12 protein-coding genes are annotated in these 22064 nt (G+C 58.9%); all 12 read right to left on the bottom strand.

The genetic code is table 11. The annotated features are described in order from the left end of the window. Complete coding sequence (locus J3U87_RS23805) at positions 1-972, bottom strand: hypothetical protein (protein ID WP_237378280.1); 972 nt, start codon at positions 970-972, stop codon at positions 1-3. Next, positions 969-1565: a hypothetical protein gene (locus tag J3U87_RS23800; RefSeq protein ID WP_237378279.1), complete on the bottom strand. Its 597-nt coding sequence runs from the start codon at positions 1563-1565 to the stop codon at positions 969-971. The genes J3U87_RS23805 and J3U87_RS23800 overlap by 4 nt, the downstream gene beginning before the upstream one ends. Continuing rightward, the gene (locus tag J3U87_RS23795; protein ID WP_237378278.1) at positions 1562-2065 is read right to left on the bottom strand and encodes a hypothetical protein; all 504 of its coding nucleotides are present in this window, start codon (positions 2063-2065) and stop codon (positions 1562-1564) included. The genes J3U87_RS23800 and J3U87_RS23795 overlap by 4 nt, the downstream gene beginning before the upstream one ends. A gap of 48 nt (positions 2066-2113) precedes the next feature. Further along, positions 2114-4855: a hypothetical protein gene (locus tag J3U87_RS23790; protein WP_237378277.1), complete on the bottom strand. Its 2742-nt coding sequence runs from the start codon at positions 4853-4855 to the stop codon at positions 2114-2116. Further along, positions 4842-5237 (bottom strand): hypothetical protein, encoded by a 396-nt coding sequence (locus J3U87_RS23785; protein WP_237378276.1) that lies wholly within the window; start codon positions 5235-5237, stop codon positions 4842-4844. Before J3U87_RS23785 ends, J3U87_RS23790 begins: the two co-directional genes overlap by 14 nt. Positions 5238-5251: 14 nt before the next feature. After that, the gene (locus J3U87_RS23780; protein ID WP_237378275.1) at positions 5252-5443 is read right to left on the bottom strand and encodes a hypothetical protein; all 192 of its coding nucleotides are present in this window, start codon (positions 5441-5443) and stop codon (positions 5252-5254) included. Positions 5444-5695: 252 nt separating this feature from the next. After that, complete coding sequence (locus J3U87_RS23775; protein WP_237378274.1) at positions 5696-6388, bottom strand: hypothetical protein; 693 nt, start codon at positions 6386-6388, stop codon at positions 5696-5698. Between the two features lie 195 nt (positions 6389-6583). Beyond that, the gene (locus J3U87_RS23770) at positions 6584-11203 is read right to left on the bottom strand and encodes an SNF2-related protein (RefSeq protein WP_237378273.1); all 4620 of its coding nucleotides are present in this window, start codon (positions 11201-11203) and stop codon (positions 6584-6586) included. 534 nt (positions 11204-11737) lie between these two features. Then, on the bottom strand, positions 11738-12331 hold the full coding sequence (locus tag J3U87_RS23765) for a DUF4465 domain-containing protein (RefSeq protein WP_237378272.1): 594 nt from the start codon (positions 12329-12331) through the stop codon (positions 11738-11740). 153 nt (positions 12332-12484) lie between these two features. Then, the gene (locus tag J3U87_RS23760; RefSeq protein WP_237378271.1) at positions 12485-17626 is read right to left on the bottom strand and encodes an RHS repeat-associated core domain-containing protein; all 5142 of its coding nucleotides are present in this window, start codon (positions 17624-17626) and stop codon (positions 12485-12487) included. Continuing rightward, complete coding sequence (locus J3U87_RS23755) at positions 17623-18804, bottom strand: hypothetical protein (RefSeq protein WP_237378270.1); 1182 nt, start codon at positions 18802-18804, stop codon at positions 17623-17625. The genes J3U87_RS23760 and J3U87_RS23755 overlap by 4 nt, the downstream gene beginning before the upstream one ends. Further along, complete coding sequence (locus J3U87_RS23750) at positions 18801-21881, bottom strand: hypothetical protein (protein ID WP_237378269.1); 3081 nt, start codon at positions 21879-21881, stop codon at positions 18801-18803. Before J3U87_RS23750 ends, J3U87_RS23755 begins: the two co-directional genes overlap by 4 nt. Between the last annotated feature and the right edge of the window lie 183 nt (positions 21882-22064).

Here is a 22064-nt window from a genome sequence, read left to right as displayed (position 1 = left end):
TTACCCCCTGACCCCACGCAATTTGATGTACACGGGGTCGCGGGACCCGGCGAAGAACAGCCTCAGGTAGTAGCCCTCTCGCGGCGCGAGATGGACACGTTTAAAAGTCAGGGCATGGTTTTGGCCAACGTAGGGCTCGGGGTGGACCGCCAAAGGTTCGGCGTAGCGCATGTGCCGGGTCAGGAAGGTTTTTTTGCCTCGGACCACTTCCAGGCTGTAAAGCTCGGCCATGTCCGGTCGCGCTTGGAACGTGACTGCGGGCGTGGTCCCCTTGACCGTCCAGCGAACTGTGCCGTAGCGCGTCTCTTTTTGACGCCACTTGATGGGCTTGGCTTGCGGGTCGCTCTGCTCGGCATCCTTGGTTTCGTCGTCTTCAACCGTGTGACGGGTCCGCTGAGGTCCAATGGGTTGGGTCGGTGCGTTCTCGGTTGAAGCCGTGGACGATGTCTTTTCGAGGCTAAGTGCTGGAAAAAGATCGGTCAGGGCCGGTGTGGACGATCTCGTCTCGGGCAACTCCTCGGGCTCCTGCAACGAGACGATTTCCGGTTGGTGCTCCTCGAAGGCCACCTCCTCGCGGGATTCCACGCCGACGATGACCACCTGGACCTGGCTGGAGGCCTGCTTGGGGTCGAGTGTGGATTCGAACACCAGCTCGACCGGGTAGCCCTTGAACATCACGTGGATGTTGTTGAGCAGGCCGCCCTCTCGCAGTTTGGGCTTGAGGTGGACCATGTTTTTCGGAAGGCCCTGAGCCGGGGTTGTGACGTACCAGTGACTCTCGTTTCCTGCGATCAGCCGTGGATCGGGTAGACGGCTGAACGTCACGAGGGTCGGTCGATCCGGGTGGACTTTGAAGTGAACCGCCGCGCGCTGCTTCACGGGATTGACCTCGACCGTGTGGGCCGAGTCGGTGACGGTGACGTTGGGGCTGAAAGCCAGAGTCAGTAAGCAAAGTAATGTCGAGGTGGTCATGGGGTTTCCTCCCAAAAGCTGAAATGATCGAGCGGTTTCACGTAGGTGAGCGCGAAGCCCATCGGGTTGGCGAGGGTCACGTCGGCGCGGTCCAAGCGGACTTCAAAGTGGCAGGTGAACCACTCGCGGTGATCGGATTCGCGCACGACGGTGAAGGTCACGTTGGCGGTGAACCCACTCTCGTGCGTGCGGAAGATTTGGATGTGTTGCTTGGGGTCGGTGCGCATCAGCACCCGGCGCGGTTCGTCGGGGAGCGCGGCCGAAAGCTTGTGGCGGTAGCCTTGGAGCCGACGCATCAACGTCTCGTTGTGGGTCCAGGCGGATAGGGCGGCCTCCGCCCGAGTGGGGTCCTCGTAAGGCGCGACCGCGGCGAGCACACCACCCAAGGCCACCAGAACCGCTTTGCAGCGGGTGTACTGGGCATCGATGCCGGTCTCGGCCTCGGCTAGGATGGGAAGGTCTCGGGCTTCGTCGAGAAGAAGCACCGGCAAATTGCGGATCGCCTGAACTTGGACCAGCGCCGCGCCCAGGATCACCGCTGCCGCGAAGCCCATGAGACCCAGTTGGAAGCGCTCATGGCGCAGAGAACTCATAGGGTCACCCCGCGCGCGTCGATCAGACTGATCCGAGCGCTGAACCGCCAACCGGTCGGGTTCTCTGAAGACTGAGGACCTTGCTCGATCGCCCAAAAGTTGAGTTGCAGCCATTGCGGGTGATCGCGGAAGGCAACCTTGGCATAATTGGCGCCCCATACGACGCGGGTCACCGTCACCTGACTGCCGACCAGCGGCTTGCAGGCCTCGTCCATGACCGCCTGAATCCAGTAGGCCGATGCTCGGGCATTCACGAATTCAGGTGGTTGGGATCGATACCGACCCCAGCGGAAATGGCGGCGGAGTGCTTCTTTCAACGCCAAATCGCGGGCCTGCGGCGCGTCGGGTAGGTGCGCAGCCTGGTTGGCGACATGGCGGGCCGGGTCCAGCACACTCATCGATTCGGTTTGGGGAGCATACTGCACGAGCGCGAAAAGCGTCAGGGCCAAGTGGAGGGTGGAAAGCAGGCACACGAATCCCGCTGCAACCGTCAATTTCATGAGAGGGCTCCTATTCTATTCAGAGGTATGGGTTCGGGGATCGGAGGATCAGCTAGGGGTACGCGCCAAAAAGCCCTGGGCTTTGCCCGTCTGCATGCCTTCGGGGGTAAGAACCTGCGCGGCTTCCTGTAACCAGGTGCCCTGCTCGGGGAACGCTTCAGCCAACGCTCTGTACCAGGCCGGAGACGCGATGGGTCGATAGGCATCGCCTTTTTGAGCTGCGAGCGCGAGCTGGTGGGTTGCGACACCCAACCGTTCGCCAACGATGCCAGCCAGGCGTTTCAGGTTTTTGTTGGATTCGAACAGCTCCACCAGGATGGGCGGCACACGGAGACGGCCGCCGATCTGCACCGCCGACCCACTGCCGGTCTTTTTGGCCAGGGTGACCGTGGAATACCCTACGTCTGAGGCAGGACTCGCGTCGCGCGCCAGGCGGACCAGGGTCGGGTCCTTGATCCGCCACGCACTCGGGGCGGCCGTCATGTCCTGAATCAGTGCCAGGTGGGTTTGGGTCGCCTCCAGGATACCGGGTGAGAAGTGCGCCACCCGCTGGGACGACAACGTCATGGCGACGTGGTACTTACGGACGATGTTCAAGTAGGCTTCCACGAAGTCGCCGACCAGGTCGCCACCTTGGAATCCGCATAGTTTCTTGTACTCGTCGATGAGGAACAGGGTCGGAACACCCACCGTCCGCGTGGTGAGCTGGGTCGCGTTGATCAACATGATCGGCAGCAGTTCCGCGATCTCGGCGTCTGGGTATCCGTCGAGGTTGATATAGGTGAAAGATCCAGGGTCCGCGAACCGCAAGGCCGTTGCCGACTCGGTCAGGTAGGTGCGCCGCAAGGCACGAACGGCATTCAGGGTGCGGCGCAGGTGGATCACAGCTTCGCGTTCGTTGGCGGCGTCGGACGTGGTCTCGTGACGCAGCCGAGCGTCTTGGGCGTCGAGGTAAGCCGCGCAGTGGTTGAGACAGTGTCCGTAAGTCTCGCCATCGAACGAGAACGCCCGAACCGCGATCTTGATCATCTCTTTGAAATGACCGTCAAAGAGATTGCGCAACCCACCCTCGTCGGTCGGTGGCGCGAAATTGGCCAAGTTCACTCGGTACAGCCACAAATCCATCGTCAAAATGGCCGCGTCCTCCAATAGGCTGTCCAGCGATGCGGCTGGCAGGTCGGCCGCATCCTCGCCGAGGCAGGCCAGCGGCGCAAACCGGTAAGCCTCTCCGGTGACAGGGTCGCGTTGGTGTTTGTCGATCACCTGGCCACCGCACAGGCGGGTCAGATTCAGAAAGGATTCGCCGTAGTCCAGCAACAGCGTGCGCGCCATCGGGGATGAAGCCACGTGGGCAAAAATCTTCATGTTCAGCAAAAAACTCTTGCCTGAACCCGTCTCCCCCACCACGACCGAATTGTAGGCGGTGTCCTGCCACGGACTCCAGGAGAACGAATCACCGTCGGGTGTTTCGATGACCAGGTAGGCGGGATGACCGAGGTCGCCAACCCACGAACCCGTGACCTGGCTCAACCACGCGACGATTTCCGAAGGGCAGGCGTTGAAACCGAGGCTGTGACGGCCCAAGCCGGCCGCAGCGCCTTCCCAACCGGGAATCAGGGTCAAGAGCGCCCGCGTGGTTTCGCCTTCGGGAAGAGGCGTCACGTCCAGGCCCACCTTGTCGCGGCACTGATAGCGGATCCCTTCCACGCTCTGCCAGGGGACTTCGCGCCCAATGAGGACCAGGCCGCGTAATTGGCGTGGGCAATGGGTGGGCGCGCTTTGCACGCGGTCGCGATAGTCACTTAAGGCGCGTTCCAAGGAAGCCGGTTCAAAATCTTTGGCGGTGTGACGGAAGAACCAACCCGCCGCGATTTGGGTCAACGAGCTGACCGCCGAGGCGCGGCGCACTTCGTCCGGGGACGGCACGGCATAGTGGGTGAAGAGCACCAACTCTGCATCCAAGGCCTTTTGCAGTCGATCGAACGAACCGGTGTCACCGTGACCGGCCGCGTGGAACCCGGCACATTCGAGCACGGTCCAAAGACGGCCGTCCATGCACCGCACAAAAGGCACGGTATCCGGTTTGGTCACGAGGCGGACGCCGTGGGTCAGTCCCAACCCACCCAGGTAGTCCTGCATGGGCAAGGGGGTGGCGGTGTGGTACATCGTCGCGGGTTTGAAGGGTTTTAACGGTAGCCCAAATAGATTCATGTTGTCGATTTGGTCCGGCTCAGCGGAGACGGCGACATCGATCACCAACGCCTCGCGTGGGGTGGGCAACGTCTCGTTCACTTGCTGCACCAACTCAGTTAGAAACCCGGTCTGATGGCAGGCATAGCCTGTGTGGCGGATGGCGACCTTTTTGTAAAGCAAGCTGACCGACTCGAAGTGGTTGAGCGTCTCCAGTAGGCCAGCTAAGCGGGGCGGCGCTTCCCGGGTTTTGTCGAACTCGACCGGATCGAGGACCAACCGGAAAAAGAAACGGGGCCCTGACGGCGTGACCAGGTAGGGCGTCCCTTTGGGGGTCCGTCGCTCCTCGAAGTCTGCCGTGAATCGGGACAGCGATGTGTCGGAGACCTGGGCCAGCCAGGTGGCCACAAAGGGTCCGTAGTGTTGAAACAGGACCAGGTAGCCCGCGGCCAAGCCGATCAGCGCACAGGCGATGAGGATGGGAATCGGGTTGAAGTGGATGCGCATGAGCAGGAACAGCTCGCCCATGATCATGCCACCACCGATGGTCGCAGCGCCAAAGAGCAGGCAGAAGCGACCATATTCCTTAATTAAATTCATGGTGAACTCCCTCGAAGATGACGGGTGCCAAGGGCTGACCCGGTGTCAGACGGCCCAAGGTTCGGTAGCGTCGTGACGCCAACAGGCGGAGCAGGATGCCGGGTTCGACCCTGTTCGGCGTGTTGCGGGGCATGGGCGCGGGCGGCATCGGGTGGAACAGGACACGTGCGATCAAGCGCGTGGTGATCCAGGTGGCAGCCAGAATCAAGAGCCCGATTTGCCAAAGCGCCCAGTCGGCGAGAAGGTGGAACTCACTGGCGAAGGTGAGCAGTAAGGCCGACCAACCGAAAAAAGTAAACACGTAGAGCAGGCCACCCAAGACGGTCACTTTGCCTTTGATCATCGTGAGTTGTTTGCCGATCAGTACATAACGCGGCAGCATCGTCCGTCTCCCGCTTATGCCACGATCATGTGGGTGCCGGGGTGTTCCAACAGAAGACGGGTGGAGCGGGGAATCACCGACCAGGTAGTGGGATCGACCACAGGATCAAAAAGGGTTTGGATACGATCCGCATCGTGGAGGGCGATTTGTTCGGGGGTGAGCGGTTGGAAGGAGAGCAGGTCGTTGTCGGTGTAGGGAAGATCCATGGGGCACCTCGCTGAAGTGGTGTGTGGCGCGCAACACCAATGTAGACGAAAGTGCAGAAATATGGTTTAATTTATTGATATTAAACGGTTTAAACGAAACGAGTGGTAGCAGAGAGGAAAAAAAGGAAAACTTGGAGGTCACTTGTTGGCAGCGGCCGGAGATCTTTAAAGTTGCCGATTTTCTGAAAAAAAGCGTTCAGGTCGCCTGAACGACGAGAACGCTGATTCTGAGAGTGCGGACTGCTTAAGGCATCATTGGCGAAAGTCACTCTTTTGGCTCGTGGTGTTTAGGGTGTGTTGGCTCAGAGAGGTTGCGATGCGGGGAATCAGGCAAGATAACCCCGTTGAAAGACCGCGCTCCCCGCCTGGACTCGCGAGGTAATCGATGCCCATCGACTCTTTGGTGGTGTGATACAACGCGAAGCGGGCATCTTCGGACAGGTTGGCCCACACCTTGGCGAGCGCTGGATTCACGCCTTCCATGCCATCCTCCAGAAGGCGACCGATATCGCCATCGATCCACAGGGAAAAGTCCTCGGCTTCCCAGGCCATTTCGACTTCTGTAACCAAGTCCTCACATAGGATGGGGTATTGTTCGAGGCGGGACGCGATCCGGTACTTGGCGGCTAGGCCCTCGGCCATCCAAACTTGGAAGGTACAGGGATCCAAGTAGGTTTTGAACAAAGGTTTGCGAATGGCTTCGATGTCGGGAACGGCCGCACTCCCTTTTTTGAACCTGATTAACCGTTGTTCCGAAATGTCGGTGGGGTGCCAGTATTTCTCAAATCTCGGATCTGAAGAGGTTCTTGGAACCGGGTTGAGAAACTTGAGTTCTTCCAAATAGCGGATGTTGGCAGCTTCGATGCTACTTCCGGTGTAATCACCATGGCACAGATAGCGGCAGGTTATGTAGGTCTGATGATGGATGCGAACTGTGTGGAACATCGTCTTCCTCCCAAGGGAAGCGCGCGGCTTCCCGATTTGGGCGGCATCCCGGTGCAGGTTCCGAGTCGGGCAAGCCGGAACAGCGAAGCGTGGCTGGCCCGTGTCGGGTTCAGCACCGATCTTGGCGCCCCATCGGGAAGCCTGCGGAGAGAGGAAGAACGGGAACGCATCCTTGAATGCGCTCCCTGCTGAAGATCAACTTGCCTTCGCCAAGGGTAGTTCCATTTGGTTCGGCATCGGTTTGACCTCGGCCACTTTGGGTTCGACACCCTTCAGGTACGCGTCCATGCCTGGCAAGAGCATCTGCCCCTGGGGGACCTTGGTCTTGCGCTTGGGCTGCGCTGGTTTTTTAGCCATCGAGATGCGTTCTGTTTTGGTCTTTTTGCTGGCGACTCTGGGGTTTCGCGTTTTCGGCCGCGTCGTTTTTGTCGTCGGTGGGGGTTTGGAACCAGCCTTCGGCGCTGTGACGGACGGCTCGGCTTTGATCTGGCTCACGGCCTGAGGCTCGGGTTTCACAGAGACAGCACAAACAACCAGAGGTTCAGAGGTGTTCGGTTCAGGGTCTTCAACCGTAGGCATTTTCGCCAGTTCGGATCCGGCTGACGCACTCACAGGTTCGGGTTCAAGATGAGAAACCTTCACGTCGGAATCCGATGCCTTTGGGATTGCCGCAGCCGTGGCGTGCTCCTCGACTTCTGCGGGCACCTGGTGTGGTGATGTGGACTTCTCCGATGGTTGGACCGCAGGTTGGGCAGTCCTCTGATCAGAGTGTTCCTCCGCTTCGGCATGGGCAGACACATCTATAACCGTCTCTGGTTTGATGTCCGATGTGGTGGAACCCAACTCTCCCAGCACGATCATGCGACGACCTTGCGCCAAAAATCTATCCCTGATCGATGTCTTCGTTTCCTGTGGCAGGATGAAGGTTTCCGGGCATTCCGGAATTCGATCCCGAAAGGTCTCCGGGACCAGGGATTCGACGGTACAACGGAACACGACCTCGCCCTCTTCTACCGTCAATCCGAACACGGTTCCCAGAATCGAATCCCCCCAAAGATCCAATCTGTGTTGGTAATCCTTGAGTGCGTTGGTGATGGTCCGTGTCCATCGCTCGGCCTTGTTCGCGACTTTCGGAGGAACGATGGCACGCCCAAAATGGTGGTAGGTCCAAACCCGTCGCAGACCTTCTTGGACGATACGCTCTGGAATCCATTCCAAGGTCCGAATCCGTTCTTCCAACTGGCTCAAGACCGGCGCACCACCCCCTTGGTGAATCGGTCCCATAAACTCCAACATCTGAAGCAACAGCTTCCTGAAGTCCTTCATCTGCTTGGCCAGTTCTTTCTCTCGGCGTAGGTTTTTCAATTCAAGCAGGGCCACGACCGGATCGGGTGCCAGCGACGCGATCATCTCATCTGAGATCCCCTCACTGAACACCGACTCCTGGATATTGTCGGTTTGTGCTTTGCGTAGCATTTCCCACCAGTGGCTTTTGTTTTGACAGGTCGCGAACCGGTATACAACCAGGGTCCCGTCCAGCAAGTAATAGAAGAGGTGCACCCGTGGGTGGGGATTCCCTTGCCGGACCGCCCGACCCGTTCGCTGGTGCATCGCCTGCGCGTTCCAGCAAATCGTGTTGAAGTGGATCGCCACGGCGTTTTTCTGTAAGTCCAGGCCTTCACTCGCGACCACGCCGCCGATGACGACCCGTGTGTGGCCACTGTTGAAATCGTCCTGAATCTTCTGACGTTGCGCCAACGTTTTACAGGTCTTGCTGTTAATGATCGCCAGTTCGGCTTCTGGGATGCCTCCTTCGACGAGCTTTCGCTTGATGGCCTGTTGCGCCTCTGTCATGTCCGAGAACACGATTTGGCCACCTGTCGTCTCGCGATACAACTGCATCAGTTGGTCGACCATGCGTGTCATTTTCGGATTGCTCTCCACATCACAGAGACCAGGGTACTCCGCCACCGCGTTCAACCGGGCCATGACGGTAAACAGGTGGGGCACCTTGGTATCGGAGTCACTTGGATTTTGACTGAGGCTCTCGGCGAGCTGCTCCTTCTGGTCGTCGATATACAGGGCCAGGTCGCCTTTGGGCTCGATGCGGATCACGGTTTCTTCTACTTCGGGGAGCTTCAGCTTGGCATCTTTGGCCGTGCGCGCGATCATGGCCTCCTGCCAGATCGATTTCAGTTCGTTCAGATTCGTGAAGCCCGTGATCGTGTTTCCGATCACCGCCTGCCCGCTCAACTTGACCGTGCAGATCGGCTCAATGGTGCAGAAGCTGTCGATGAAGGCCTGCACCGAGTAAATGCCTCGTTTCGCCAAGGCGTCTGGGTAGAACAGCCGCAGCATGTTGAAGGCTTCCGCGACCGAATTCGTGACCGGGGTGGCCGTCAAGCCCAAAACCTTACCGCCCGCTTCGCGAATCAGGTCGGCCTTCATCCTCAAGTCGCGGGCCCGTTTCGATTCGCCGCAGCCGCCCGCCATGACCAGCGAGTCGCCCCAGCCACCGGTCGGCATCGCATACAGGCTTTTGTAGTTGTGGGCCTCGTCGACGATCAAGAGCAGGTTTTTCAGGGGCAGATCGGTGAATTTGAACAGGCCACCGAAGTGGTAGTTCCGTTCCGCTGCATATTGCACGAAGGCCGCTCGCTGTTTCTTGATCGTCTCATTGTCGCTTGAACCGTAGCGGTCCAAGGCCTCCTCTTTGTCGGCTCGGATCCGCTCTTGGGGGTCCAAGGTCAGCGCCGCCCAACGCTCATAGGTGGTCAAGATGATTCGGATCGTTGGGTTGAAAAACGAATCGCGCACCTGTTGTTCCATGTCGGCGGTACTGCGTACGTACTTCGTCGAATCGCGCCTGCTCTTACGAAATCCGAGCACACGAAACGGTAACTCGGGGAAGAAAATGCGCACTTCTTTCGCCCATTTCGAGAGGACCGCCAAGGGCACCACGATCACCGCTTTACTTCCGTGTGACACGGCCGCGAGGATGGCACCAAAGGTCTTGCCGAGGCCCACATCCCAAGCCAGCAGTCCGCCTGAGAGCATGAACGGGACGTCTTCCTTCTGGTACCAATGCGGGGGGACGCTCGGTTGTAAGGAACCAAGGCAGGCCAATACATTCGTGCTTTCCGTTTTCGTGGCCAAGTAGTGGAGGTGAAGTTGACGGCGAAGGTGAGGCGCTTCCGGGCGTGCCCAACCATTGGCCCAACTTGCGAACTCTCGGCACGCCAATTCATAGATGTCTGGATCACCTTCCCTGATGCGTTTGCCGCCACGGCCGTAGTTCAAATAGGCCACCACACCCGAGTACAACGCCGTCAGCATCGGTGCTTTTCTTCGGGGCGAGTAGTAGAACCCATCACGGCCGGTTGCGAGCCCGAACAGTGTTTCGATCATCGGCCTAGGAATCCAGGCCGCCCGAAGCTTCAACTGGCTCAGTGGAATCTGATGGCTTTGCAGGGCTTCGTCCAAGGTTTTTCGATTCTGCGGAAGCAATCGGTCTTCACCAAAACGCACGGCCAAACTCGCGATTTGCGGGACATCTAGAGAATCAGGATCAAACAAGGCATCGCCAATGCGGGCCAGGTGCACCGGCTGTTCAAACCCGGTTAAAAGATCCGCCGCAATGTTGACCAGGCGCAGATTGGCCAGATCTCGGGCGATGGGATCTGGAACCGAAGGGCCCTTTTCCAAACCGGCCAGAAAGCTGCCAAAGCCGAAAGTACCGTATTCTTTCCGAAGCGCGGCGAGATCAAGGCATTCCAGCAGGGTGTACGCCGTATAAGCCAAGCCCGCACGGAATAAGGCATGGGCACGTCGAGCCCTCTGAAAGGGTTTCGATACGGGTAGCCCCTCGGCGTAGCCACCCTCGTTGGCGGGTGCCCAGCCTGAATCCGTCAAGGCATACATACATCCTTGGCGTTCCCAAAGAGTTCCAATCGGTTGGGGCTCGGGTGTCCAGTGGATTGCCGGAACGGTCAGATCGGGTGCCCAAACCTTGGTGGTCTTGAATGCCTGACTAGAGGAGATGAGGGGTGTTTCCGGCAACAGATAGCCCTGCAGTGGGCCGTGGCGGTTGGTGACGGTTTCCTCGGTGACCTGTCGGTAAAGAGGTGACCCATTGTGAGCTTGGGCGGTGGCAATCGCTCGGTCAACCCAGTCGAAGACCGTTTCTGTGGGTCCCACTCGTTTGAAAAGCCAAAGGCTCATGTGGACCAATGAGTTATCGCAGGCGTCGAGCGGAAGGCGACGAAGGTCTTGCAGGTTCCAACCCATGTTCGCCAGCCGCCTGAGCATGAATTGATTCTCCGCTTGATTGGCGAAACTGTCGGGCAGAATGAACATCATCCAGGTTTTGGCGATCTGGCTGGCGAGGAACAGGAAATAGCTTTCGAAACAGAAGAGTTGCGGCAGGTGGATGTCGGTGACCAGCTCGTCGAGTGACGTGGTTCCGATCCGTTTACCGAAGGGTGGATTGCAGATCACTGCGTCGACCATATCCGGTGTCGCATAGGTCACCGCGAATTCTTCGGCCGTGGTTTGGTAGAGTCGGGCGTCCGACTGATCCACAAAGGATTGCAATTCAAAGTGGCCTTTGCCGTCGGTACGACGAACCGGTTCGACCAGGTGGGCTGTGGGTTGACCCCATGCTTGGGGGTATTTGCTGAGAATACCGCGGGTGAGATTGCCGGTACCGGCGCCAAGATCGGCAAACGATTCGAGGGACGAGGTGCATTGCCTGAAAAAAAGGTCACCCAGGTGGTAGGCGACGATGGGCTTGGTTGGATAGAACTGAACGGTCACGTGTTCCTCCCGTTGCGGGAGGCAGCTAAGCGCGGGCCTCCCTGATTTGGGCGGAACACGGGGGCGGGTTTCGAGGTGGGGCAAGCCGGAACAGCGAAGCGAGGCTGGCCCAGCCTCGGGTTCCGCACCCAGGATCGAGCCCAATCAGGCGGGGCCCGCGCGACGGATGATTTTATTTATCCATGCTTCTCGTAAACCCGCTGTTGGCCACGGATAGCGCGGTCAGAGTTGACCGGGTACAATTCGGTATTAGGATTTGGGCAGCCCCTGAAACCAATGGAGCAGCCGGAGCGACCTTTCAGCTCGTTCGCGATCGTAGGGTCCGGACTTGGGGGTGGTGCCGAGATACGTCATCAACGATCCTGCAGGAGCCCTCGTAACTGTTGGCTAATCAAGCTACAACGCATGAGTTGTTGTTCTGGCCTCGTTAAGAAAACCAATAACTAGGGCAATACTCAGCAGGGAGGCCGATGCCGAAACCATAGTATGCACAATGGTTTGACAGAAATAGACGATCGTTTTTTGAGGGTGATATTAAAAAAAATAAAATAGTTTTTTGGGAAAATCGGGTATAGGTTCGGCATGTAGTTCGGTCCACCCTTCTTCCGAATCTGAGAAAGTAGAGCTAAAATCAATGGCTATTGAAGCTGAAAAGCGCTCGTTTTTCTTTACTGCACGCATAATGCTATTTCGATTTTTTGGATCTAAGCATGATTGAGAAAAAACGACAAAATCACAGTTCGGAAGAGAAGATATTGAAAACACTATCTTGTCAAGGAATCCCAGCGTTCTCAGGTCAACTTTCTGCCAGTTCTTTTGTATGTTTCGAAGGACAGCCTGGTCAGATAGTCTAAACTCATCCATAATGTTTTTATCAAGAGGGTGCTTAAGAGAATGTCTTTTGATGTCAAACTGACACAGAGGGACTTGTGCAACAGAACCCCTCCCAGAAACATGCAGGTGTGGTTCTCTCTTTTGTCCCGTTAAAATTGATGACAACCCCCTTCCTGTTCTTCCAGAGAGAGGGATATTGATATTTAACAGAATATTATCTCCACCCCTTAATTGAAACGGAGGGATGAATTTATTGTAGAATTCGAACCCGTTTGAATGAATCAATACGCTCATAATTTCTCCTTTTTTGGCGATCTTGAAAAAAACTGAGAGAAACTGTGCATGTGCAATCATTCCTTTAAAGAGAAGGGCTTAACCTAAGAAAGGCGCAGGTTCGTTTTATTGTTGTGACACGCGAAGCACCGCGTGCCACAACACTTTATAGGATTATTTTTTCTCCGGATTAGCAGAAGATGCTTGATTTTTTGTTCTTCCAAGACTTTCTTGACTTGTCAACTTAGGGACCTCGGTAGGGCGTGCGTTATCTAGAAGCTCTTTTACAGGTTTCGAATCTCCGGTTTCTTTCATGTGCTCTAATGCAGCAGTCATCCGGTGATGTCCTCCGTTGATCTGGACGGTACCAGAATGGTCGGTATTAATACCAATCCTCCCGTCCAATGATTTGTAATCAAAGTCACCATTTTTCATATCTGCTTTAAGCACATCCACATACCCTGGGTCGCGCAGGCCTTTTTGGCTACCCACAATCTTTGGCAGCCCGGCCTCTCTTAGCTCTTTGGTGCTCGGAATTGGGATTGCGTTATCGAGGAATTCTTTCCCGAATTGTTTTCCGAAGGTTTTTACCACAGAACCGCCGACTTTCGCAGCAACCTTGAGACCTGCGCCACCAAAGGCCCCTGTTCCTGCGCTTACAGCAACACTCATGTAGTCGACCTTACCGAAGTCACCTCCGTTTTGAATGAGCTGCCAAGTTAAGTCAGCACCTCCACCAATGAGAGCGCCAGCAACTGCCCACGCAATCTCGCCTGTAGGGTCAACTGCCGAAACAGGACTGTTACGGACATATCCGTACAAGTTCAACTGCTCCGGATCGAACAGTCGTTCACTGGTCACCGTCACGGGATCTGTTTGCAGAAACCTGCCGTATTTTGGGTTGTAGGTCCGCGCCTGCATCCAGGTCAACTCGGCGCCCGACAAGCTTTGATGCCCGGTGAAGCCGTCTTGCACCGGCACGCAATCCAAATCCTTGTTCCAGGTGCTCCCAAACGCTGTAAAACCTTGTCCACCCACCAGATCGCCGTTCTCATCGCTGTAGTGGACCGGGCTACCCAGGTAATCGCGGTGGTAGTACACCCGCTCGGGGCAGGCCTCGCTATCCCGGCTGTAGATGTCGGCTGCGATCGGAGCGCCCTCGAAGTGGTACATCTCCCGCAACAAAACCAGGTTTTCGGCGTCGTGCTCGTATTCGGCGATCGGTTTGCCACCCGCGTTGAACAGCGTGAGCTTGCGCGTGGGCTCACCCTCGCTCCACTCGGCCAGCCGGCGTCCTTCGGCGTCGTAGTTCAATCGTCGGCCATCACCGTAGCCAACCAGTTGATTCCAATCGTTATAGCTATAGGATTCGCCATCCGGCGTGGTGGTCACACTGCCGTCGTCGTTGTATTCCCAGCCCGGCAGGCGCGTCGGGTTGGCGTCCTGCTTCTTCACGAACGGCGCCAAGTTCAGTGCTTGCCGAGCTAAGTCGCCGATGTCCACAACGCCGTCACCGTCCAGATCGTCGCTCGCGCTCGCTTCGCCGCCATCCACTTCGCCGAGCTGAATGCCCCACAGGTCGCGCACGTTCATGTCGCCGTCACCGTTGCGGTCCGGCGTGCTGAGGTAGCGTAGTGGGGCTCGCTCGATGTTTCCGCCGCGCGCGAGCAGATTGCCGTGGATGTCGTAGTAAAAGTCTTCGAATTGGAATTTCGAGTGACCCGGATCCGTCCATTCAGCCCTGCGGTAATCGGCATACGTGACCCGACCCAAGGGATCGTACCGATAGCTGGCAGCGACGTCCGGTTCGCGCTGCGTGTCGCCATCGAGCCAAGTCGCGCGGCCGGTGACCATGCCGTTCGGATCGAAGGCCAACTCGCGGCGGAACAGGGTTCCCGCCTGGCCGGTGACTTCAGCTCCGGCGTGGCGGGCGTAGTCGTCCAGCAGGCGGGTTTCGTTCAGACCGTTGCCCAAGCCAAAGCTCTTGACCATCGGGTTTGGGCTGCTCCCCATGCCCGCCGTGTAGTCGATGCGCGACACCAGCTCGTTGGCGCCACCATTGCCGGACACTTCGACCCCGCGTACAGCCCCCTCTTCGATGTGGTACGCAACGCGCGTCCCTGATGGGTACTCGATCGAAGACACGAGACCAGTTCCTTCGTCGTAGTCGAAACGGGTCGTCAGTTCCTGGTTCGCGTCCTTCCACAGCACGTGGCGGGCCGACAGCCGATTGGCACCGTCGTACTCGAAGTGGAACCGGCTGTGCTCGTTCTCGATGTGGGTCAGGTTCTCGCTGTCGAAAGTGTAGTTGATCGAGGGGCCCGAAGGCATCACCCGCTCCTCGATGGTCCGACCGCGACCGTCGTAGGTCAGACCTACCACTCGGAAAGGGTCGTTTTGACCGTTGGGCACATCGCCGAAAAACCGGGTCGTGATCAAATCGCCCGCATCGTTGTAGTGGAATTTGCGATAGCCGTTCTCTGGGTGGGACTCCGACAACAAAAGGCCTGTGCCGCTGTAGCTCAGGTTCCGCGTGATCCGGCCTCGGTCGATTTGGATCAAGCGTCCGAGCGCGTCGTGTTGGTAGTCGCTGGGAATGCCCAATGCGTCGATGTGGCGGTAGGGTGCGCCTTGGCCGTTGTACCACAGGGTGGTCGCATTCCCTTTGGGATCCACCGTCCGCGTGCCGTGAAAGTCGTGGTACTCCCGAGTCAGCACTTCAGCCACACCATCCCGGTGACGGGTCATGGTTCGGGTACGGCCGAGTTCGTCGTAGGTCCAGGTGGTAACGCCTCCGCGTGGATGCGTGACGGACGCGAGCCGATCCAGGGCGTCATACCCGTATTGAAACTGTGCATCGGGGATTAAGTCATGGGTGTGGCCCGTCTTGCGACCATAAGGATCAAACGTGAGGGTTTCAGCCGGGCCGCTGCCGGTCCGGCTGGTCACGGTCGCACCTACACCGACGGTGTAATGATGTTCCGTGGTCGGCCCCATGGGCGGGACGATTCGCTCGATACGGTCGGCATCGTCGTAGAACAACTCGGTGGTTTGGTCCAGACTGTTGGTGAAGGTGCGCATGTTGCCGAATGGATCGTAGGTTGCCGAGCGCAGGGTGGTGCCGTCCACGATGATCCGAACGATCAGACTGGCATCCATATGCACCGTGACAGGATCGCGGTTGGGTCGGATCGCGGTGTAGGTCTGACCGCCATAGTCGCGTAGGATGAGCGTCTGGGCACTTTGCCCGGTCACGTGGTCGTGGGTAGTCCTTTGAGTCAGGTCCCCAAATGCGTTGTAGCGATAGGTGTAGGTGACCGCATTCGCCATACCGCGCTTGCCATCGAGGCCCGTGTCGGCATCGGCCCGGTTGTGGCGGATGACGCGCTGGGCCACCAAGCCAACCTGGTTGTGCATGAGCTGCTCGCCGGTACGCAGGTAGGTCAAGGTCTCCTCAACCTGGTGTTGGTCGTCCTCGGCATAGGAGTCCCAGGTCAGCGTGGTCACCCTTTCGGGATTGGGAAACGGGGTGCGGATCCAGGTGAACTTGCTTACGCCGGGATCGCCCGTCGTCGGGCCGGTCCCGTAGGTCGTCTGCCTGGTGGAGAAGACCTGCATGTTGCGGTATCCGCCAGTATTGAAATCAAGGCGCTGTCCCCGCATGGCCATTTTGGATTGAATCGACGGCAAGGGAATGCTCGGTCCCTCCCCAATGACGGGGTCTTTATAATGAGTGAAGTACAGGAGTTCGAAGGCACCGTCCTGATTGGTCAAGCCGTGCGATGCCACCTGGCCGCCCCATTGGCCTTCGCCGTCCAGGTGCTCGTGGTGGTAGGTCACGCTGAGGACTTCGTGGCCGATGGCAGCGGGGATGATGGTGTAGGTGGTGTCGTTGGCGATCATGCCCGCGTAGGTGTAAAAGACGTGGTCGCGTCGCACGTTCTCGGGGCCCTCGACCGTCGTGGTGAGGTACGCCTGGTCCGAGGGGAAAAACGCGTGGGTTTCGTCTTTTTCCAGCGGCATGGGGTGGTCGTAGGTGTAGGTCCAGGTTTGGGTCCCGCGCTCCCAGCGCTTAACCACACGGGTGGTGAATTGCCCGGTGGAGCTGAGCTGGTGGTAGAACGTTTCCTCGCCGTAGTGATAGGTGTAGCGGGCGCCGAGCGGGGTGTGAATCTCGGTTAACTCGCCGGGCCAGCTAAGGCCAGTGGTCCCGTAGCTGTACCGCGTGGTGAGACCTTCGGCATCGGTGACTTCGAGCAGGCAGAGGCGCGGGTCATCCTGGCTGCGGAAGCAGGGTTCGACGCGGTAACGAATGGTGCGGCCGCCACCCTGCACGGAAACGAGGGCGCCATCGGTGATGCGCACGAACACCTCGTTGAGGCGCGTGCCAGTGTCTTGGAGGATGCGAATTTGGGTGGGCTGATAGTCAAACGTGATCTGAGCCTGCGTCTTGGGATGGAAGATGCGGGTGGTCAGCCAGCGGCCCAGGATGTTGTCGAGCACATAGTGAATCTGATAGATCTTGCCGGAGGGGTCTTGAACGTACCAGATGGCATCAGTTTCTTCCCCGTTGGGCCCGTTGCCGTCCCCAGAGTCGTCCTCGTCTCCATCGGAGTCGCTACCGCCGTCATCAGAACCGTCCGTACCATCGCCGTCATCAGACGGTGCGTGCTTCCAGGCGCGCCACAGGCTCGGCGACATGTAGGGCACCACTTGCTCACCGTTGATCGGTGAGGTAAAGGTGTAGTTGTGTGTCGGTTGACCGGCCGGATCAGTGCCGGTGCCGTCGGTGGCCAGGAACAGGTTTTGGGTTGCATGGCCCGAAAGGCGGAAGGTGAGCACCTCGTCGCTCTTCACTTCGAGAATGCCCCAGTTCATCTCCCAGCCGACGCCGATCCAGGTGTCGGGCTTCAACAGGCGCTGATCCTCGGTGCGCGGCGCGTAGATCTTACCGTGGTAGTCGCGGTTGACTTCCAGGTTTAGGCCGTAGGGGCCGGGAAAGAACAGGTCGGTTTCCTGAATCACCAAGGCGCCCGAGTACAGGTCGATCGAGGCGTTGGGTGCGGCGGCATCGAACGCGTGGTTGGGATCGAAGTCTGGCTTGTCCAGATCGGTCACGATGGTGTCGGATTTAGTCAGCCGCTTGGCGTACTCGGACGCATCCACTTCCACGAAGGGAGCGATGACGGGCGCCTTACCCGGAAGCCCGACCGATTTGATTTGGGCCATCACCGGCAATGAAAGAGACACACACAGACTGAACCAGGTAAGCAGGGATAAACGCATTTTTTTAAACTCCAACATCGGGGTCTTCATCGCTTCACCTCCTCTTGGGAAGGCAGTGCCGGCAGGTCATTTCGGATTGAAGGCGAGGCCGACCCGAGGAAGATCACGCGGTCAGGCTCGGCTTCGCCCCACGAAAGAGCGGGGAACCTCAGGTCGAGACCATCCGCCTGAAACACGATCAACCGTGGCGGTCCCTGGGGGCCGGGAGGGGTGGCCACCCGCCAACCCGCCGCGCGAGCCGCTTCATCCAGCAGGTCGAGAGGTTCACTTGGGCCGCCATCGGGCAACACGAATACCGCGACATGGCCAACATCGGTGGCTCTCTTTCCAGCAGTCGTCGCGGTTTTCGAGAGGAGATCGAGCAAGGCGGAAACGTCAGCCAAGTCGGTGGTGCCCGAACAGTTCAGGTCGGTAACCTGAGCGTAAGTGGTCTCGTCCAGATCGGCCAGGCCACAGCGGTTCTGACCCGTCAGCACACAGCGCAGCAAGACAGCGAAATCGTCGGCGTCGACCACACGGTCATCGCCGCCTGGCAGGTAGCGCGTTAAGTTCCCCTTCTGCGCGGCACCCTGATGGCGGAGTGTCACAGTTCGCTTTGCCGCCGATGTGGTGCTGTACATGAACCGGCCCTGCCCGTCGACAACCAGGCTGCAATCCATGCGTTCACCCGGATCGCAGGTGACGAGTTCGATTTCAGTTTCCTCGGTGGCGCAAGTCGGTGTCTCGCCGTTGCCCAGCTTGAACCGCAGCTCGGCGATAATCCGGACCTGGCTCGATGGCTCGAGGAAGCTGTCGAAATCGGCGATCACCAAGGCCGAGGTCCATGTCCCTTGATCGTTGTCGATGCCTTCCGACGAGAAGCGGCCATCGCGAGATTTCGGAAGCAATGTCACATGTTCCGTCGGGACATCGGCGCCGAGGATCGCCGGCGGGTCGCCCACGGCTTCGCGGCCGGTGTCCACCAGAATCAAATGGGCCGGGTAGCGCAGGCTGAACTGGATCGCACTGACGGGTCGCGAGATGTCATCGGGCAGGACCTGGACCCTGAATTCGCTTCCTGGCGGCAGTTGGTCGGTGTGCAGGATGCCGGTTGCCGTATCCAAGCCGGTGGTGCCTGGCTTGATGCGAAGGGTCAAGTCATTGGCGGCATGGACTCCCACGGGAAGCCACACACATAAAGCATAAAGTACATATCGATAGAGGCTCATTGGTCTTCCCCTTTCTTGAGTTCCGATCCGATCAGGAACTGGGCGAGGTCAGCAGGTTCCAGGCGACCGATCACTTTGGAAAACCCGCAGCTCGGCAAGTAGGCGCCTTGGTTGGTGGCCACGACGACGTCGTCGCCGCTGTCGCACAGCGTCCCCGCGACCGGGTTCCGGTCGAGCACGATCAACAACTCCGCAGGCAACTCGTCCACAGACGGCAAGGCTTCGATGACGTTGTCCGCCAGGTCGAGGTACCGCAACTCAGGCACGCCGGAGAGATCCGGGAACGCGCCGAGTTCCATCCCGTTCAGCCCCAGCCACCAAAGCTCGGGATAGACCAATCCGGTCAGATCCAGTTGCGGGTTGTGGCCGAGATCGAGGATGTGGAGTCTCGCCAAGCCAGTTTCGAGCGGCAGTGTCTCCAGACGGTTATGGGTTGCCATCAAGGCCAGCAGGCCGTTGGGGAGTTCCGGCAACTCGGCCAGGTCGTTCTGGTTGGCTGACAGCAGTTGCAGCCCCTCGGGCAGATTCGGCAAGGTGGTGATCTGATTGCCATCGCACCACAACTCGCGGAGGTTTTGAGGCAGCGTCGGCAAGGTGGTCAGGGCCTGGTTTCGGCAGTCCAGGGCCACTAGGTTGCTGAACGCCTCGATGCCGGTCAGAGCGGCCACGGTTCCAGGCTCTTCGATCGAGCCGGGCAAGCGGATCACGCGTACCGCCTCGGCCTCGCTTTGGTCCAACTCGCCGTCACAGTCCGTGTCGAAATGGGCCACCAGGTAGGCTTTGAAACCCGGATCGGGGAACGCAAGTCGCGGTTGGCGCTTGAGGCGAGGCCGAACCACCAGGTTTCGGGCACCCGCCTGAACGGGAATACTCCCGACCTGCGAGCCGTCGGCCAAGTCGAACGACATAAGTGTCCTGGCTGTGCTCGACAGGACTTGGACCTGTTCGCCATCGAGAGAAAAGCACACGGCGGTCGGTGAGTTTGGCACGGAGATCGTGGCGACCTGGGTCAGGCTGGCGGTGTCGAATACCGCGACCTGGTAGGGGCTCGTCACCGGGACGGCCAACAGCGATCCATCGGCACTGAACGCCACCTTGGGCGAAAAGCGCGACAGGCGCAAGGTCGTCACCAACTCGTGACGGGTCAGGTCGATCACGCTGATTTGGGTGCGGTTGGCGTGCAGCACGAAGAGTTGCTGGGTCGCTTCGTTCAGGTGGAGAGTGGCCGGCCGGTTGCCGAGATCGATGGTGATCGGCCGGTTCCGCGTACCCAACTCGACGGCGCTGACCGAGTTGCCGCGATAGTTGGTGGTGTAGGCGAAGCCCTGGTGGACCACCACCGAGTCGGGGTTGCGGCCCACCGTGGCGGTCAGGACGACGCGGTTGGTGGTGGTGTCAATCTGGTACACGCGATTGAAAGCGTAGCTCGTGGCGATCAACCGCGAACCGTCCTCGGTGTACGCCACGTCCGACAACTGCGAACCCGCCGTGATGTCGGTGATTTTGGCCTTGGTGTCGAGGTCGTAGAGGCTGACCCGCGACGAACCCATGCGCACAGCAGCGAGAGTTGTCCCGTCTGGGCTGATGGCGATGTCTTGGAATTGGGTCGCGCTGGGGATCACGTCCGTCACACACAGGTTGCTGGCCTTGGTCGACCAAATGCCGCGGTTGCTGTCGGTAAACCACACCGTGTCGCCGTCGGGCATCCAAGCCGGATCGCCTTCGGCGCGCTCGAAACCGCGTTCCTGGATGTCGCGCATGAACGCCAAGTCGATTTCGCGGATGTAGTTCTGTGCTTCGTCGTTGGTGTTGGCCACGGCGACGTAGACGAATCGGCTATCGGGGCCGGGCACCATGGCCACAGGCTTGTTGCCGACGTTCAGGGCGCGCTCGGTGTTCAGGTTGGCGATGTCGAACGCGAAGACCTTGTCCTTGCCAGGCGCCATGACCGCGCTGTACTGGGCGTCGGGTGTTTGCAACTGGTCGCGATAAAGGGCGAGGCCATTGCGGCCGAGCATCGCGTCATAGGACTGGACGACCATTCGAGGTTCATCGTCCTGATCCAGCAACTCAAGGTCGAAACGGCGTACATCGCCGTCGAAGGCGGCCCACAGGCCCAGCCTGCCCTTGGTCCATGCGAGGGTGTTGGGGGCGGAGGAAATCTGATGGTGATCGGGCAGCAGTGTGTGGGTTTGGGTATCCACGAAGGCCAGAAGTCGACGTTTCGACGCGGAGCTCCACGGCTTGTATACGCCCAGGGCCAGCCACCGTCCGTCGGGGGACAGCGCCAGGCTGGTCGGGTTGTCGCCGACTTCGATTTCGGCCGCCACGGTTGGCGTGTCGGTCACCTCGATAACCGAAATCGTAGTGTCCGGTTGGGTGCTGGAGCCGTGGTTGGCGATATACAGACGGCTCCCGTCCAGCGAGAACACCGGCGAACGGGGATGGTGCCCCACATTGACCGTCGCCGAAACCGTATCGCTTTCCAGATCGAACAGGGTCACCTTGCCATTGGAGGCGCCGTCAATGATCGCGAGGGTCCGATTATCTGGTGAGCTGACCATGCGGCTGGGTTGATCCAGGTCCAAATCGAGCTTGCGCGGGTAGGTGTCGCTGAGGCGGTAGTGGTAGAGCTTGGCTTTGACGCGCCAGGCGTCATCGGTGGTGGCGAACACCCGCTGACTGTCAGCGGACCAGCCCACCGCGAGGCCTTCCTGATCGAGAAGAAACCGTTTGGTCACCTGCCAGGATTCGCGGTCGATAATGGTCAGGTAGTGCCTGAATCCGCTGACAACCGCGAGGTGGCGGCCATCGGGCGAGATCGCCATGGCACGCGGAATGGTCGTTTCGGTGGGATGTAGGCGGAGGTCCCGCGTCTGGTACTGAAGAGCTTCCTGGTCGAAGGCGCTGAAGAGACCGCGACCGTCGCTGACCAGGAAATGAGCCGACCCGGGTTCTGCGTCGACGGGCGGTGTTTGGGCTTGTGTGGGAAATGCCAAAAGGGCGACCAGCACCGGCAGGGCGAGCAGCCATGCAAAGCCGGGTTGCTGGGGTCGATGAATCGGAATTGCAGACATGATGTCAAACTCCAGAGAAATTCATGAAATGGATGAAGGAGTTAAGGGCCGTATTTCGAGCGTGTTGGCGGGAAGGGCGGGATGTTGGCATACCGAGGCACACGCCGACCAAGCCGTCCGAGATGGGTTGACGGTTGGGTCATCGGGTCCTTGTGTGATACTGGGCAACGAGTGCCTTATGCC

This window comes from Sulfidibacter corallicola (assembly GCF_017498545.1).
Taxonomy (GTDB): domain Bacteria; phylum Acidobacteriota; class Holophagae; order Acanthopleuribacterales; family Acanthopleuribacteraceae; genus Sulfidibacter; species Sulfidibacter corallicola.
Note: the sequence above shows the minus strand (reverse complement) of the source record. Positions and strands in the feature narration are given on the sequence as shown.

Excerpts from the sequence above, each read along its gene's own strand:
- J3U87_RS23805 (WP_237378280.1), bottom strand. The coding sequence starts at position 972 with ATGACCACCTCGACATTACTTTGCTTACTGACTCTGGCTTTCAGCCCC.
- J3U87_RS23800 (WP_237378279.1), bottom strand. The coding sequence starts at position 1,565 with ATGAGTTCTCTGCGCCATGAGCGCTTCCAACTGGGTCTCATGGGCTTC.
- J3U87_RS23795 (WP_237378278.1), bottom strand. The coding sequence starts at position 2,065 with ATGAAATTGACGGTTGCAGCGGGATTCGTGTGCCTGCTTTCCACCCTC.
- J3U87_RS23790 (WP_237378277.1), bottom strand. The coding sequence starts at position 4,855 with ATGAATTTAATTAAGGAATATGGTCGCTTCTGCCTGCTCTTTGGCGCT.
- J3U87_RS23785 (WP_237378276.1), bottom strand. The coding sequence starts at position 5,237 with ATGCTGCCGCGTTATGTACTGATCGGCAAACAACTCACGATGATCAAA.
- J3U87_RS23780 (WP_237378275.1), bottom strand. The coding sequence starts at position 5,443 with ATGGATCTTCCCTACACCGACAACGACCTGCTCTCCTTCCAACCGCTC.
- J3U87_RS23775 (WP_237378274.1), bottom strand. The coding sequence starts at position 6,388 with ATGTTCCACACAGTTCGCATCCATCATCAGACCTACATAACCTGCCGC.
- J3U87_RS23765 (WP_237378272.1), bottom strand. The coding sequence starts at position 12,331 with ATGAGCGTATTGATTCATTCAAACGGGTTCGAATTCTACAATAAATTC.
- J3U87_RS23760 (WP_237378271.1), bottom strand. The coding sequence starts at position 17,626 with ATGAAGACCCCGATGTTGGAGTTTAAAAAAATGCGTTTATCCCTGCTT.
- J3U87_RS23755 (WP_237378270.1), bottom strand. The coding sequence starts at position 18,804 with ATGAGCCTCTATCGATATGTACTTTATGCTTTATGTGTGTGGCTTCCC.
- J3U87_RS23750 (WP_237378269.1), bottom strand. The coding sequence starts at position 21,881 with ATGTCTGCAATTCCGATTCATCGACCCCAGCAACCCGGCTTTGCATGG.